This window comes from Pseudomonas sp. R5(2019), from assembly GCF_009905435.1.
Classification (GTDB): Bacteria; Pseudomonadota; Gammaproteobacteria; order Pseudomonadales; family Pseudomonadaceae; genus Aquipseudomonas.
Window position 1 is genome coordinate 151284 of sequence record NZ_JAAAMT010000001.1, and the last position, 14390, is coordinate 165673.

The window sequence follows — 14390 nt, forward strand, 5'->3', positions numbered from 1 at the left end:
AACCCAGTGGGCACACGAGCTGCTGTCTCCCCTGCCATACCCGCCCTCCCCTGGATCCTTAACGCTTTGATTTTCATGCGATCGCGCGGCAAACCATTGTTGGCATGTCGGTTGCTCGACCTTGCACAGCCACTGGATCGCCGGGAGTTCCATCGTGATGTCGTCCCCCGAGAACATTGCTGCCGAAATTAAGCGCTATTGCTCATCACACGCCGATGCGGGTGACACCTTGGATGGAATCACTTGGTGGTTGGTTCAACAGCGCTTTCAGGACACCCGTGCTGAAATCGAGGCCGCTGCCGAGTCTCTGGTTCAGCAAGGCGTACTGAGCCGCAGGGAAATGGCTGGCGGCAGTGTTTTGTATTGTTGCCGATCAGTGAAGTCCTGACTACAAACGTAAGGAGTGTTCCATGCCATCCGCATTGACCTATCCAGGTGTGTATGTCGAAGAAATTCCGAGTGGGGTACGGACGATCACCGCCGTCCCCACATCAGTGACCGCATTTATTGGCCGAGCGCGCAAGGGCCCAATCAATGAGGCTATTGAGATCAACAGCTACGGTGACTTCGAGCGCACGTTTGGTGGGCTTTGGGTTGGCAGCACGATGTGCTTTGCTGTGCGCGATTTCTATTTGAATGGTGGATCGCGGGCAGTGATTGTCCGGCTCACAAGCCCTTGTTACCCAAATGCTCAAGCGCGCAGGAACGCGGAAGCTGCAGCCAAAAAAATAGCAGATGCTGCTGCGGCAAAAGAGAACGGCAAGGAGGCAATTGCAGCAGCTGACGCCGAAAATAAATTGCTGCAAAACGATGACGACGCGAAACCAGAAGAAAAACAAGCAGCCGATGCAGCCTTGGACACGATTAAAAACTCGCTTACCAATGATGCCAAGAAAGAGGACATAGAGGCGATAATCAAAAAGGTAAGATCCTCCACTGTACGCACAATAGAAATTGGTGCATTGCGTCTCGAGGCGAAGTCCCCTGGCAAATGGGCTGCCGACTTGAGAGTCGAAATTGAGCGCCCCTATGACACGACCCCAAAAGTTGCAGTGGCAACAGTATCTGCGCGAGAGGCTGCCAAAAAGCTTAACGTTGAGGTGGACACGCTTTTTACACTCACCGTGACCGACACCGGCCCCGGTGGCAGCACTGAAACATTCACCAATGTGACGTTTGTGGACAGCCCTCGGCGTGTTGACCACGTATTGAAGGAGCAATCCAGACTCATCAAGTGGCCAGACCCAGAACCTGTTTCCATCACCACGCAGCTCGACCACATCGTTAAGCTCGAACAGGGCGCCCCGCCGCGTAATGGTGACAGCGTTACGAACGCAACGCTTGAATTATCCAGGAAAAAAGCTGAAAGCCCTGACCCCAAAACATGGAAAAATGAGCTTGAAACACTGCAGGACGCTTTGGATGACGCACGCAGTTCCGTCAATGACGGCGTAGATCTTGACACCATCAGCTTTTTGCCCGAACAGGCGCAAGCAAACAAAAAGGGGCTCTATGCACTCGAGCAGCTTTTCACCCGCGGAGGCATCTTTAATCTGTTGTGCATTCCGCCCAATAGCGCAGACCAAAGCATTAATGCCGGCGTCCTGGCTGCAGCCGTAAGTTACGCAGAATTTCGTCGTGCCATGGTGATCGTTGACCCTCCGGCCACCTGGGAGGAAGTCGAGGACGCGCGGAAAAAATTCGGCGAAGACAGCGACAACCTTCCTCGTAGCAAGAACGCCGCCGTGTTCTTCCCACGCATCAAGCAACCTAACCCGTTGAGTGATAACCGTCTCGAATCGTTTGCGCCGTGTGGAGTAATTGCCGGCATTTTCGCCCGCACCGATACCCAGCGCGGGGTCTGGAAGGCGCCCGCTGGATTGGATGCTTCCCTAGTCGGAGTGAGCAAGCTGCATGTGGCGATGACCGATGAGGATAACGGCCTGCTGAACCCGCTCGGTATCAACTGCCTGCGCAACTTTCCCGTATTTGGCAAGGTCGTTTGGGGCGCCCGCACCCTACGCGGCGCCGACGATTATGCCGACGAATACAAGTACATCCCCGTCCGGCGCACTGCCCTGTTCATCGAAGAAAGCCTGTACCGCGGCCTGAAATGGGTTGTCTTCGAGCCCAACGACGAGCCGCTGTGGGCGCAGATTCGCCTCAACGTCGGTGCGTTCATGCACAACCTTTTTCGACAAGGTGCTTTCCAAGGCGCTTCCAAGCGTGAGGCGTACTTCGTCAAGTGCGATGCGGAAACGACGACCCAGAACGACATCAACCTCGGAACAGTGAACATCCATGTCGGCTTCGCTCCGCTGAAGCCTGCCGAGTTCGTGGTGATCAAGCTGCAACAGATGATCGGTCAGATCGAGACTTGAGGGAAACACGCCATGGCTCAGTTCGTCGTCAATTCACAGCGGTTCGACCCTTACAAGAACTTCAAATTTCTCGTCAAGTTCGGCACGAGTACCCAGGCCATTGCAGGCGTCAGCAAGGTCAGTGCCCTCAAGCGCACAACCGAAGTGGTCAAACACCGTGAGGGCGGCGACCCCAGTTCCAGTCGCAAGTCGCCGGGGCGCACGGAATTTGAAGCCATCACTCTGGAACGTGGAGTCACCCACAGCAAGGATTTCGTGCAGTGGGCCAACAAGGTCTGGAACTTTGGTGCTGGGCTCGGCAAAGAAGTGTCTCTGAAGGACTTTCGCAAGAATGTGACCATCGAAGTGTTGAACGAAGCCGGCCAGCTTGCACTGCGTTATCACGTCTATCGCTGCTGGGTATCGGAGTTCCAGGCCATGTCCGATCTGGACGCCAATGGTAATGCCGTGCTGATCGAGCACCTGAAACTCGAAAATGAAGGCTGGGAACTCGACTACGAGTTACCCGAACCGACAGAGGAATCGTACGAGGAACCACCGCTCTGATGGGAGAAGCGTATGCGCATTCCGAGTGCAGCCGAACTGTTGGGCACCTGGGACTCCGCAAGCCAGGCAAGCGGAGCCCAGCGGGCATTGTTGCTTCTGCAAATGGTGTGTCCGGAGCCTGTCGAGTTGCTTGCCCAAATGCCACTGGGGTGGATTGCTGCGCAATTGCTGAAACTGCGAGCGATGCTTCTCGGTCCGGAAATAGTTTGCCTCGCCAACTGCCAGCAATGCGGCACTCTTGTCGAAAGCAGCGTGCTTGTAGAGCAACTGACGGCATTGGCAGGCAACGCCGAACTGGAGAAAGCCGGGCCAAAACTGTTCCCGCTGCAGCAAGGCGACTATTGCATTGAGTTCAAGCTACCCACTTGCGCCGATCTGATCGCACTGCACGGCAACCTGCAGTCTGCTGCACAGGCGCTGGAATTGAGCCAGATCCAACGGGCGCTTCATAAAGGAAAGGTGTTGGAGCCCTCCCACCTCCCTGCTGATGTCCGCGAGGCGTTGCAGCACGCCGTGCTGGAGCATGATCCGCTGGCCCACATCGAACTGAGTCTGACCTGCCCGAACTGCGAATTGCATTGGCTTGAAACGCTGCAGGTCATTGATTTTGTCTGGACGGAAATCAGTGCGCTTGCCCAGCGCCTGCTGGGTGAGGTTGCCCGGTTGGCCTACGCCTTTGGCTGGCGTGAGGCCGATATTCTGGCGATGTCCGACACGCGCCGGCGTCGCTATCTTGAGTTACTGCCATCATGAACGCGAACTCAATGGCACGGCCCATTGGTGGCTTGTTCGAGCAGTTGGCCGCGCAACAGCTTGCTTCGACGCCTCTGCCACAAGGGCTCAGGCCGCAGCTTCCGTATCCGTTTGAAGACTTGCCCTTCCGCGCAGGTGGAGAAATGGATCTGGATGCACCCACTGCTCATCACGTCACCGCTCGTGCCGCGCAAGACCCGGCGCGCCCCGTTGCGCAAGACGCCATCCGTACCATCGACGCGCAATCGTCTCTTGTGTCCGCCTCACCGGCAGCACCCAATCGGGCGGGTGAAATCGATGCATCTCCACCCTTGCCAGGCATGAGCAGCGTCACGATCGCCCCGATCCGACCCGTCACCCCTTTGCCCAAACACCGGTACGAGCCAGACCTGCCTCAGCCGTTGGCCTCATCCGTCGTTGAGCGCAGCGAATCCTTCACCGACCAACCACGCATGCACGAACGCATCATCCAGGTCGAAACAGCCGTTGCACGCCCTGCCAGCGAACCTCAATCGGCCGATACACCCAACAGCCTCACGCCACCGGTTTACAAGCCATCGGGATTGCTGCCCCGCTTACCCCATCCGGCCCCCGTCTTGCCGCCCATGCAACCACGGCAAGCGCCTGAACCGACTATCGAAATCCACATCGGCCGCGTCGAAGTGCGCGCTCAGGTGGCTCCCACGCCCCCTGCCCCTGTGCAACGCCCGGCACCTCAGGACCAACGCCTCGCCACGTACCTGCGCCACCGTGGTAATGGAGCGCGCTCATGAGCAGCCCCCTCGCCCTGGCAGCCGTCACCGCCACGCTGTGCGATCTGCTCAACAACGGGTTGATCAACAACGATCTCTCCCACGTCGGTTCGTTTTCCGTAACGGCACTGCCTCCCGACCGAATCGAAACCGGCAACACCGAGGTCAACCGGCTCAATCTTTTCCTGTACCAGGTCACGCCCAACCCTGGATGGCGCAACGAAGGCCTGCCGTCCCACTCAGCTCTCGACCCGAGAGCCCGCCTGAGCAATCCTCCCCTCGCCCTCGATCTTCATTACTTACTGACCGCTTACGGTGCCGCGGACTGGACGGCGGAGATCCTGCTCGGATACGCCATGGAACTGTTGCACGACGCACGGGTGCTCACCCGCCAGAACATTCGTGACGCCCTGAGCCCGGACAACCCGATTAATGTCAAGCTGATACCGGCCGACGCACAAGGCCGCCTAGCCATCGACCTGGCCGAGCAGATCGAGCAAATCAAAATCATCCCGCACTACCTGTCCGCGGATGAGCTGTCGCGCATGTGGACCGCCATGCAGGCGCGTTACCGGCCAACCATGGCCTATCAGGTCTCGACGGTACTGATCCAGGGCAAACGCTCGACCCGATCCGCGCTTCCGGTGATACACCGTGGGAAAAACGACCATGGCGTGGACGCCCAGCCGAAACTCAAGGCGCCCTCTCCCTTGAGCCCGACAATTTCACTGTTTGGCATAGAACCCTTCGAACCTGAAAAACCCGCGATTCGACTGGCAGCAGAACTGGGTGACACGCTTGTACTAAAAGGTGCTCTGTTCGAGGGTGACGCCATAACCGCCGAGTTTCGTAACCCCCTGCTCAAAACGCCCAACCACCTCCCCATCAATCCCGACGCCACAGTCGACACAGTACATATCACCCTGCCCATCTCCCCCGACGATGAGGATTCCTGGCCAGCAGGGCCCTATACCGTGTCACTACGCATAGAGCGCGCCGGCAAACTGACACGCCAGACCAATGAATGGCCCTTCAGCCTGGCCCCACGTCTGTTGCCCACGCCGCACATTGCAGGACCGCTGGACAATGCACAGTTGACGGTCGAGGTCTCACCGAAAATCTGGCCTGGCCAACGCATCGATGTCTTCCTCGGTGGTGCCCCGTTGAAGCTCGAGACCATTGACGGCAAGACTGCATTGATGGTGTTGCCGCTCAAAGATGTCGTACCGATTGAAGAAGCGATTCCTGTGGTCGTGCGCGTGGACGGCGTCGATTCCCAGTTGATTCGTGACCGCAGCGCCGATCCTCCTCAATTCGATCCCCAACAATGCGTGCGGTGGCCGCTATGACCTGTGTCGAACTCGCACTGGCGAACCAGGCGTTTGTGCAAGCAGCCATGCATTGGATTCGCACGGCGCTTGAGGCGCACGTGGCAAGTTGTGCACTGGACGCGTCGTATGACGCCGCCCGGCAGCAACAGGCACACATGGAAATGGAAAAGGTTGCTGCGGCAAGCCCGGAGATTGCGTTCAACAGGCTCGCCAGGCAGTTAGGCCTCTCTTCCTTTGAACAGGAGATGCTGTTGTTGGCCACGTCGGTGGAAATCGACACGGGCATGCCATCGCTGATGGCACAGGCGCAGGGCGATCCGGCCAAGCGCTATCCGACCTTCGCGCTCGGCATGTCACTGTTTGCCGAACCGGCCTGGGACGCGTTGTCACCCCAGCGGCCCTTGCGCGCCCAACGGCTGCTTGAAGTGCACCAGAGCGGCGTAGTTTCGTTGCTGAGTGCCCCGTTGCGCATCGACGAGCGCATCGCCGCCTACATCAAGGGGCTCAACTACCTGGATGAACGCCTCGCGGCGCTGGTTCGCCCGCTTCCTGAAATTGACTGCCTACCGCCGTCCCAGGAAGCGCTGGCAATGAACCTCAGCCACTGGCTGCGGCGTGAAGACAGCCAAGGCCTGGTGCAACTGACCGGTGGTCATGGCGATTCGAAAGCAGACGTCGTCGCGCGCGCCGCAGCATTGGCCGGCAAAACAGCCGTCGTGCTGCACGCCGAGTCATTGCCCGCCAACGCCGATGAGCTGGACGCCTTCGAACGGCTCTGGACGCGGGAAGCGCGGCTATTGCCTCTGGTGCTGTTTATCCAGGGGGTGGACGGCGTCCAACCGCTGGCCGGTGAAGACAATAAGTCCTATGCCCAACAAAGCTGGCCACGGGTGCTGGCCCATATCGGCGTACCCTGCCTGCTGGATGTCTGGCAGCGGCTACCTGAGCTGGACTCGGCCGCCGTGCAGGCCATCGCTGCGCCTACCGACATCGAGCGCCGCGCCCTATGGCGCAATGCGCTGATGATCGACGAGGTAACGACCGATGAATCCAGCGTTGCCCGACTCGCCGGCGAATTCAAGATCAGCGCTTCACTGGTCCACACCATCGCCCAGCAGGCCTGCGCCTCGGTCAAAGGCTTGGGCGATGACGAGCCCAACCCTGTCGATGCCGTCGTCGTGCACGCCTGGCGTGAATGCGTGCAGCATGCCGGCGCCGCGCTGGCCGGCATCACCCGCTGGATCGAACCACGCGCAACATTCGACGAAGTGAAACTGCCGGCCGCCGAACGCGAGCAAATCCAACGGCTGATTACCCATGCCCGACATCGCTCGGTCGTGGCCGCCGATTTCGGCTTCGCCGAACGCAGCGAACGCGGTCTGGGCCTGACGGCCTTGTTCCATGGCGAAAGCGGCACTGGCAAGACCTTTGCCGCCGAAGCGGTCGCCCATGCCCTGGGCCTTGGGCTGGCGGTGATCGACCTGGCGACCCAGAAAAGCAAGTACATCGGTGAAACCGAAAAAAACCTGCGCCGCACCTTCGATGCTGCCGAAGCGGGCGGCGCGGTACTGTTCTTCGACGAAGCCGATGCACTGTTTGGCAAGCGAAGTGAAGTGAAAGACAGCCACGACCGCTACGCCAACATCGAGATCAACTACCTGCTGATGCGGATGGAAAGCTTCAACGGTGTCGCCATCCTCGCCACCAACCAGAAACACGCCCTTGATCAAGCGTTCATGCGCCGGCTGCGTTTCACGGTCGGCCTACCCTTCCCCGGCGTCGCCGAACGCAAGGCGATCTGGGCCTCGGTATTCCCCGCACAGACACCGGTGGGCGAACTGGACCATGAGCGGCTGGCACGGTTTCAGCTCACCGGAGGCAGCATCTTCAACGCGGCGCTGGCGGCAGCGCACAGTGCGGCCGCCGATGGCGGACGGGTCAACATGTCCCACGTGCTGGATGCTGTTCGCTGGGAACTACGCAAGTTGGGACGGCCGGTGGCGGAGGCGGAGTTTCGCGAGGTGTCCGTCTCTGGCGTTGAACCCAGGCAGGTGACTGCGGGGGGACGGGTATGAGAGTTCACTTCAGTATTGAACGGTTGGTTATTGAGGGGTTGGAGCTGTCGCCTGCCGAGCGTGGACGGTTGGAGGAGGAACTGCGGGAGTCGTTGCGGGCGCGAATCGCTACAGCGCAACAGCAGCCAGGCTCCTTACCGTTCGTGCGCAACACTAGGCGCGAGCGTTTGGAACTCGGGGCCCACGGACAGTTTGCCAGCGGGCATCTTGCCAAGGCCCTCGGATCAGCCCTGGTCGGACATGTTTGGGGCGGCGCCCCTCAGGATTCAAAATGAGCAGGTCCGTCCGACAACCCGCTACTGTTTCCCCTGCTTTAACCGCGTCGGGGATGTATCGACCGGCTCTGCAACGCAAGTGCGCATGTGAGACAAGTGGAGAGAGCTGTGCTCGATGCAAAGATTCTCAACGCGCCGTGCAATGTAAGGCGGCCGACACAAAAACCGCAGAGGTGATCCCCCCTATCGTCGATCGCGTGCTGTCGTCACCGGGCCACGCGTTGGACGAGACCACGCGCAGCATCATGGAGTCGAGATTCCGCCATGATTTCTCAACCGTGCGGCTGCATACGGATCGTGAGGCGAGCGAGTCAGCTGAATCGATGCACGCTTGGGCCTACACCGTCGGTCGAGACGTGGTTCTGGGCACTGACACTCCACCGCGATCGACATCGGCGGGATTGCATTTGCTCGCACATGAACTTGCGCACGTGGTGCAGCAATCAAAAGGAGGAATGCCACCAGGAGTCATCAACGACACTACGCTTGAGCGCGAGGCCGACCACGCAGCGTATCAGGTAACGAATAGTTTGGATGCGGGTGCCATCTCGGCGACTTCACCGCATCTAGCAATGAAACCTAAGGGCCAACGATCGGATACTGCGCCAAAAAACGTCGATGTCGAGGCACCACTTGGAAACATAACACTGCGCGTTGGGGGGGAAGTCATTGCGACTATCAGCTACTCGGCGCAGGCGGGCCAAGCCGATGTGGAAACTTGGCGCGGCGGTGGAAGGGAGGGCGTTACCGTTGTGACGCCGGCAAATTCGAATGCTGTATACAGCTTATCTGCAAGCTATGCCGGCCGGTACCAGGCGGGTGAACTCGTGTTCGAGGACGTACCGGCGGACGTAGCGTGGGAGCACGTCGACGGTATTGCCGGTGGTGATGTGGCAATGGAACAGGTGGGCCACACATTCCGCTTAGTCCTGTATTCGGTGCCTGTGACCAGGGCCGAGCGCAAGGCACCACTGCCCGCTGCGGCTCGTGCCTCCGCGCCCCGCGTAAAGCCGAAAGAAGCCGTGTTCGAGGCAAAGGCCGGCGACAAGCTCGCCAAGGAGAGCTCCACACTTGGTTTCCTTGACGAAGAGCGGCTCGCCCAATCTCTTCTGGACCAAGTCCGTCATGACAATCTGCAGGCAGTCGTTCAGGGATTGGACAGCATCGGCTTGACCAATCGCGATGATGTCGCGCTCGCCTTCTGCAGGCGCGCGAGCCAAGCAGATCTTGAGCGTCTCGCAGAATCGGAGACTGGGCGAAAGATGCTATTACGACTCTACGACGAGTTGACATCCGGTCATCTTGGCGACGATGAAAAGGCTCAGGCCGAGCGATTGATGAAGGCTAGAGCCCAACGTATCAATCCCGAAAACGTTCTTTCGGCCGACCAGAGAGCCCCAGTTATCCCGTTCTCGAGCATCGGCTTCACCAAGTTTAGCTCGGCCAGTCTGACCGCCCGCCGGCTTAAAAACGGCAAGATCTGGGTCAAGAGTCACATGAAGACAGAGCACTGGAAGGAGGCGAGGCGGCTCCCAAGCAATATGTTCGCGTTGGGTGTCGAGGGTGCCGAGTTCGATCCGGATGATATCGTCGGACTGTACCTCTATGACGAAGGCGGGAAGGTCGTGTACGTGCCGGCACTGCATCTTCTCCAGCTGGGAAATCAAGAGGACACCAAAGCATTGACGATGGTAGGCGAGGCCGTCTTCACCGGACTAACAATGGGAGTCGGTGGCGAGGTTGTCGCTGGAACCAAGGCGGCGCGCGGCGTCTGGGCCGCGCGCGGCGTTGCGGCGATTAAATGGGCGGACCGGGGCGCAACCGCGATCGGTGCCCTAAGCGTGCTAATTAACGACCACCGCGGACTAATTCTCAAACACTTCGGGTCCGACGGCGAAGCGTTCCTGCGTACATGGCAGAAAATCGAGACTGTTGTTGCGATCTATGGGATAGCTCGTGGGGCAGTGGCGCTCGGACATGTCATCAACGACTTTCGCTCAACATTCGGCAAATGGAAGGCACGCCGCGCAGAGTTTAAGAATTTGAACGAAGGCGAAAGCGCCGCCCTCGACAGCGTTGCGGCTGAGGCCGAAACGGCGCTCCACGACCTGGAGTCGCAGCACACCAAGGCCCGAAGCGAGCCCACACCGGAACCCCTAGCTCAAAGCCCGAGTGCCGGCGACCACACACCGATTGCCGAGCCCGAGCCTGTCAGTGGCGGCCATTACACACAGATCACCCGTGAAGGGATCGAGTTGTGTAGCGGCCCTCCTTGCCCGAATTTCCGCGTCATCTATGGGGAGGAGCTAAACAACAATGTGGCACTTCAGCGCGATCTGAATGCGATCGACGCGATGCGTCGTATTGCCGCCAAGCTGGAAGAGGCCGGTAAGCCGGACAAAGCGCTAGCACAACGGGTCGCGCGACGGGCTGCAGAATTGCAGAAAAAACTCGAGGACGCGCGGACCGGCCGAACTCTCGCGCAGACACCTCCGTCCGGCGCAGTCTTAGGATCGCCCATGCCCGAGGGCTGGGCGGATGAGGCACTCAAGAAGTTGCAGGAACCACAACCCTTCCAATACGCCGGCGATCTGGTGCAACTAGGCCCGCACGGCGCGGCGAGCCGCAATCGGGCCGCGATCGGAGATAAAGGTGTCAACAAAGAGTCGGCGCACGTGGCGCCGCAATCGGTGATGAAGCAGGTGCAGGGCTACAAGCCAGAGCAAGCGCTGACCCGTTTACTCACGCGGACCCAGCATCGCGGTAAAACAGGTTTCGACCATTTTTGGAAGAACGACTTCGACGCGCTTCGTGCTGCGCGCCCCGATAAACAGGCTACAGCACAGGAGATATACGACATAGTTGCGCGCGCAATTGCGCGCACTGAAGAAATTCCTGAAGGAGAACGACTATCGCTGATCGCGCGCCTGTCCGACGAGATGTTCGTCGAATACGGACTCGATCCCTCTCACCTTCTCGATATTCCGCGTGGGTATCGGCAATGACCACCTCCCCCCGCTCCCCCCAAACCCTCAAAGCCGGCATCATCCTCCTGAACCCGGTAACGACCCTTGTCGCCCGCATCGTCGTCCTGCAATACAACCCCGACCAACTCACCCGCACGCTTCAGGTCCAGGCTTCCAGTGGCGAATCCGGCGACCGTTCCGAAGCCTTGCGCCTCAAGGGCCCGCCGGTGGAGACCTTCAAGCTCGAAGCCGAGATCGATGCGATCGACCAACTCGAAACCGCTGCGTCTACCGACACCGTCATCGACGTCGGCATCTTCCCGCAACTCGCTGCGCTGGAATCCTTGATCACCCCCACGAGCGCGCAGTTGTACGACAGCGACGCCCTGCTTCGTGCCGGCACTGTGGAGATTGCGCCGATGGAGGCGCCGTTGGCTCTGTTTGTCTGGAGTGTGCAGCGGGTGGTACCGGTGCGGATCTCCGAGTTTTCCATCACCGAGGAAGCATTCGATGTCTCCCTCAACCCGATACGCGCCAAGGTCAGCCTGGGCATGCGCGTGCTGTCGGTGAATGACCTGGGCTTCGACCATCGCGGCGGCAAGCTCTTCATGGCGTATCTGAAGAACAAGGAAGCGCTGGCCCTGCGTTCGGTTTCAGGTTCCCTCGGTCAACTTGGCTTGCAGGCCCCGCCATGATCAATCCCACCTCGATGGTCCCCTCCTCCCCGGACACGCCCCTTGCGCCGTTTGCGCAGAACAGCCGCTACAGTGGGCTGCCACTGCTGGTTTACCGCGATGCTGTAGGGCGGGAGGTCGTTTACGTGGCCCGGCGCTGGGTGCCACCGGCCGAACTGTTCGCAGACGTGGCCCGCTATCAGGTGCGAGATTGCGACCGCCTCGACAATATCGCGGCCGATCACCTGGGTGACCCTGAGCTGTTTTGGCGTATCGCCGACGCAAACCGTGCACTGGCGCCGAGCGAGTTGACCGAACGAATCGGCCGCTGGCTGCGGCTGACGCTGCCCGCGGGCTTTCCAGGGCCGCGCGGCAATTAAGGAGAACGTCATGCTCAAGGGCATCCAGTTGACATTGATGATCGGAACGGTACTCCCCGAGCCTGTGCCCGCCGACGTCATGGATGCCTTTCTTTCCGCGCAGGTGACCCAGGCCAGTGACGGCAAAAGCGGATTTTCACTGAGCTTTGCCTTCGGCAAGGGTTCGGGCACACGGCGGCGCTTCGATCAGAGCTTCTTCGATCCGCCTCGGCGCCTGGTGCTGGTGGCGACTGTCAATGGACAGCCAAACACGCTGATGGATGGCGTGATTACCCGCCATGAGGTGAGTTCGAGCAACGACCCGGGCCAGTCGCGGTTGAATGTCATTGGCGAGGACATCACGCGCCTGCTGGATCTGGTGGATTTCAGTTGGGTCTGGAAATACCCCGCCATGCCCGCCGAAGCCAGGGTCGCGCTGATCCTCGCCAAATACGTGCCGCTGGGCATCCTGCCAGTGATCATCCCCAGCGTGAACATCGACATCCCCCTGCCCAAGGAGCGTATCCCCAGTCACATGGGCACCGACCTGCAGTACCTCACTTATCTGGCGAACAGCGTGGGTTACGTGTTCTTTATCGACCCGGATCCTTTGCCCAGCGTGCCAATCCCACGGGACTTTCCGATGTTGCCGAGCATGTTGCCGGCGGTTGGCGCGGCGCGCGCCCTGGGCGTTCCCCTGGTGCCGGGCCGCTCGATCGCCTATTGGGGGCCGGAACTGAGGCTGAGCAAGCCGCAGCAGGCGCTGATCGTCAATTCGGATGCGGGCAGCAACGTCGATTCGTTGAGCTTCAGCTTCGACGGTTTTTCCAAGACGGTGTATTTGATGCTGATCAGCGGCAAGGGGCTGCCGCTACCGATCCCTATTCCCATCCCCGACGTCAATCCGCTATCTCCACCGCTGGGCAGCCGCCAGCCCATTCCCTTGCGCGCCGAACCCTTGCATGGCGTGGCCAAATACAACCCGGCCCAGGCCGTGATGGTAGGCCTGGCGAAGGCCGCGCGCGCGGCCGAGGTGATCAGCGGCTCCGGCTCGTTGAACGTGATGCGCTACGGCCAACTGCTCAAGGCACGGCGCCTGGTGGAAGTGCGCGGCGCGGGCTACCCCCACGATGGACTGCATTTCGTGCGCAGCGTGACGCACAGCATCAAGCCGGGCGAATACAAACAAAGCTTCACCCTGGCGCGCAATGCGTTCGACCCCCTGTCGCTGGAAGGCGGCATCGCCAATGCCGCACTGGGTTTGGCCGTTCCTGCCGTCGGCGTTGCCCAACGGGTCCCCGGCGTCGGTCCCTTCAACTGAAGCGGAGGCAATGATGAGTACGCGACCAACCATGGACAGCCTGCATTACACGGAAGAATTCAGCCGCCGGGATGATCAGGACGACCCGCCAGAGCCGCCCGACGCCGTGGCCGGGATCAAGCGGTTCTGGGGCAAATACCGTGGCAAGGTGCTGCCCATGCCCGACATTGATAAACGCGGCTGCCTGATGGTGCAGGTGATCGATGTACATGGTCCCAATTTTTCAGGTTGGGCGTTGCCATGCCTGCCTTGGGGCGGGCTGGGCATGGGGGCGTTTGTCGTGCCACCGCCGGGCACCAATGTATGGATCGAGTTCGAACAGGGGCACCCCGATTTTCCCATTTGGTGCGGGTTCTGGTGGGAAACGCCCATCGAAACCCCGATGGTTGCCAAGACAAGCCAGCCACTGATGCCGATCCTCGCGTTTCAAACGCTGCTCAAACACGGCTTCACCATGACTGATACGCCAATGCCGCCCTACCTGCCAACCGGGGGGATTCTCATTGGCAGCCTTACGGCGGGGATCGCGATCGACAACACCGGGGTTCGTATCTTCGGCCCCACCGTACAGGTCAACGGTACGCCCGACGGCATGGTCGTTGCCGCCGCGGCGCTTCTTGTCACCCAGTGAGGGCGCGAACATGCCAGGCTTTGTGATTACCTTCGCGAACACGACCCGATGTTCGCACCTGGCGCCGGCAGCGCCCATCCCTCCGGTTGGCAAAGTGTTGATCAACGGCGCTGGCGCGGTGCTGCTCAACGTTCACCACTATGTCATTGCTGGCTGTATCAGCCCGGTAGCCTGCGCAACGGCCCTTCCGGTCACGGCGTCGACCCGTGTCCAGTCGATGGGCAATCCATTGGCCGTGCTGATGCCACTGCCGCTGACCCCCTGTCTGCCATCCGGCAATCCGCTGGTGATCTTGCCCGGCCAGACACGCGTCTTCGTGACTTGAG

General features: G+C 60.1%; 13 protein-coding genes. All 13 read left to right on the forward strand.

The genetic code is table 11. The features are described from left to right. Positions 1 to 154: 154 nt before the first annotated feature. Entirely contained in the window at positions 155 to 388 is a 234-nt protein-coding gene (locus GUY40_RS00710) for a hypothetical protein (RefSeq protein ID WP_166567017.1), read from the forward strand. Between the two features lie 22 nt (positions 389 to 410). Then, positions 411 to 2381, forward strand: a complete 1971-nt coding sequence (locus tag GUY40_RS00715; protein WP_166567018.1) for a phage tail sheath C-terminal domain-containing protein — start codon at positions 411 to 413, stop codon at positions 2379 to 2381. 12 nt (positions 2382 to 2393) lie between these two features. Next, complete coding sequence (locus GUY40_RS00720; RefSeq protein WP_110750084.1) at positions 2394 to 2927, forward strand: phage tail protein; 534 nt, start codon at positions 2394 to 2396, stop codon at positions 2925 to 2927. Between the two features lie 39 nt (positions 2928 to 2966). Further along, positions 2967 to 3680: a hypothetical protein gene (locus GUY40_RS00725; protein WP_166567019.1), complete on the forward strand. Its 714-nt coding sequence runs from the start codon at positions 2967 to 2969 to the stop codon at positions 3678 to 3680. Next, on the forward strand, positions 3677 to 4453 hold the full coding sequence (locus GUY40_RS00730; RefSeq protein ID WP_166567020.1) for a hypothetical protein: 777 nt from the start codon (positions 3677 to 3679) through the stop codon (positions 4451 to 4453). The genes GUY40_RS00725 and GUY40_RS00730 overlap by 4 nt, the downstream gene beginning before the upstream one ends. Then, entirely contained in the window at positions 4450 to 5781 is a 1332-nt protein-coding gene (locus tag GUY40_RS00735; RefSeq protein WP_166567021.1) for a DUF4255 domain-containing protein, read from the forward strand. The genes GUY40_RS00730 and GUY40_RS00735 overlap by 4 nt, the downstream gene beginning before the upstream one ends. Beyond that, positions 5778 to 7838 (forward strand): ATP-binding protein, encoded by a 2061-nt coding sequence (locus tag GUY40_RS00740; RefSeq protein ID WP_166567022.1) that lies wholly within the window; start codon positions 5778 to 5780, stop codon positions 7836 to 7838. Before GUY40_RS00735 ends, GUY40_RS00740 begins: the two co-directional genes overlap by 4 nt. 412 nt (positions 7839 to 8250) lie before the next feature. Beyond that, positions 8251 to 11118: a DUF4157 domain-containing protein gene (locus GUY40_RS00745; RefSeq protein ID WP_218585425.1), complete on the forward strand. Its 2868-nt coding sequence runs from the start codon at positions 8251 to 8253 to the stop codon at positions 11116 to 11118. Further along, a complete protein-coding gene (locus GUY40_RS00750) occupies positions 11115 to 11774 on the forward strand; it encodes a hypothetical protein (protein WP_166567024.1) in 660 nt (219 codons plus the stop codon). Before GUY40_RS00745 ends, GUY40_RS00750 begins: the two co-directional genes overlap by 4 nt. Continuing rightward, entirely contained in the window at positions 11771 to 12133 is a 363-nt protein-coding gene (locus GUY40_RS00755; protein ID WP_166567025.1) for a LysM domain-containing protein, read from the forward strand. The genes GUY40_RS00750 and GUY40_RS00755 overlap by 4 nt, the downstream gene beginning before the upstream one ends. A 10-nt stretch (positions 12134 to 12143) precedes the next feature. Beyond that, the gene (locus GUY40_RS00760; protein ID WP_218585426.1) at positions 12144 to 13433 is read left to right on the forward strand and encodes a hypothetical protein; all 1290 of its coding nucleotides are present in this window, start codon (positions 12144 to 12146) and stop codon (positions 13431 to 13433) included. 31 nt (positions 13434 to 13464) lie between these two features. Continuing rightward, complete coding sequence (locus GUY40_RS00765) at positions 13465 to 14064, forward strand: phage baseplate assembly protein V (protein ID WP_166567026.1); 600 nt, start codon at positions 13465 to 13467, stop codon at positions 14062 to 14064. Positions 14065 to 14074: 10 nt separating this feature from the next. After that, complete coding sequence (locus GUY40_RS00770; protein ID WP_166567027.1) at positions 14075 to 14389, forward strand: hypothetical protein; 315 nt, start codon at positions 14075 to 14077, stop codon at positions 14387 to 14389. Position 14390: the final 1 nt, after the last annotated feature.

Coding starts and splice junctions, on each gene's coding strand:
- GUY40_RS00715 (WP_166567018.1), top strand. CDS start 411: ATGCCATCCGCATTGACCTATCCAGGTGTGTATGTCGAAGAAATTCCG.
- GUY40_RS00720 (WP_110750084.1), top strand. CDS start 2,394: ATGGCTCAGTTCGTCGTCAATTCACAGCGGTTCGACCCTTACAAGAAC.
- GUY40_RS00730 (WP_166567020.1), top strand. CDS start 3,677: ATGAACGCGAACTCAATGGCACGGCCCATTGGTGGCTTGTTCGAGCAG.
- GUY40_RS00735 (WP_166567021.1), top strand. CDS start 4,450: ATGAGCAGCCCCCTCGCCCTGGCAGCCGTCACCGCCACGCTGTGCGAT.
- GUY40_RS00740 (WP_166567022.1), top strand. CDS start 5,778: ATGACCTGTGTCGAACTCGCACTGGCGAACCAGGCGTTTGTGCAAGCA.
- GUY40_RS00750 (WP_166567024.1), top strand. CDS start 11,115: ATGACCACCTCCCCCCGCTCCCCCCAAACCCTCAAAGCCGGCATCATC.
- GUY40_RS00755 (WP_166567025.1), top strand. CDS start 11,771: ATGATCAATCCCACCTCGATGGTCCCCTCCTCCCCGGACACGCCCCTT.
- GUY40_RS00760 (WP_218585426.1), top strand. CDS start 12,144: ATGCTCAAGGGCATCCAGTTGACATTGATGATCGGAACGGTACTCCCC.
- GUY40_RS00765 (WP_166567026.1), top strand. CDS start 13,465: ATGGACAGCCTGCATTACACGGAAGAATTCAGCCGCCGGGATGATCAG.
- GUY40_RS00770 (WP_166567027.1), top strand. CDS start 14,075: ATGCCAGGCTTTGTGATTACCTTCGCGAACACGACCCGATGTTCGCAC.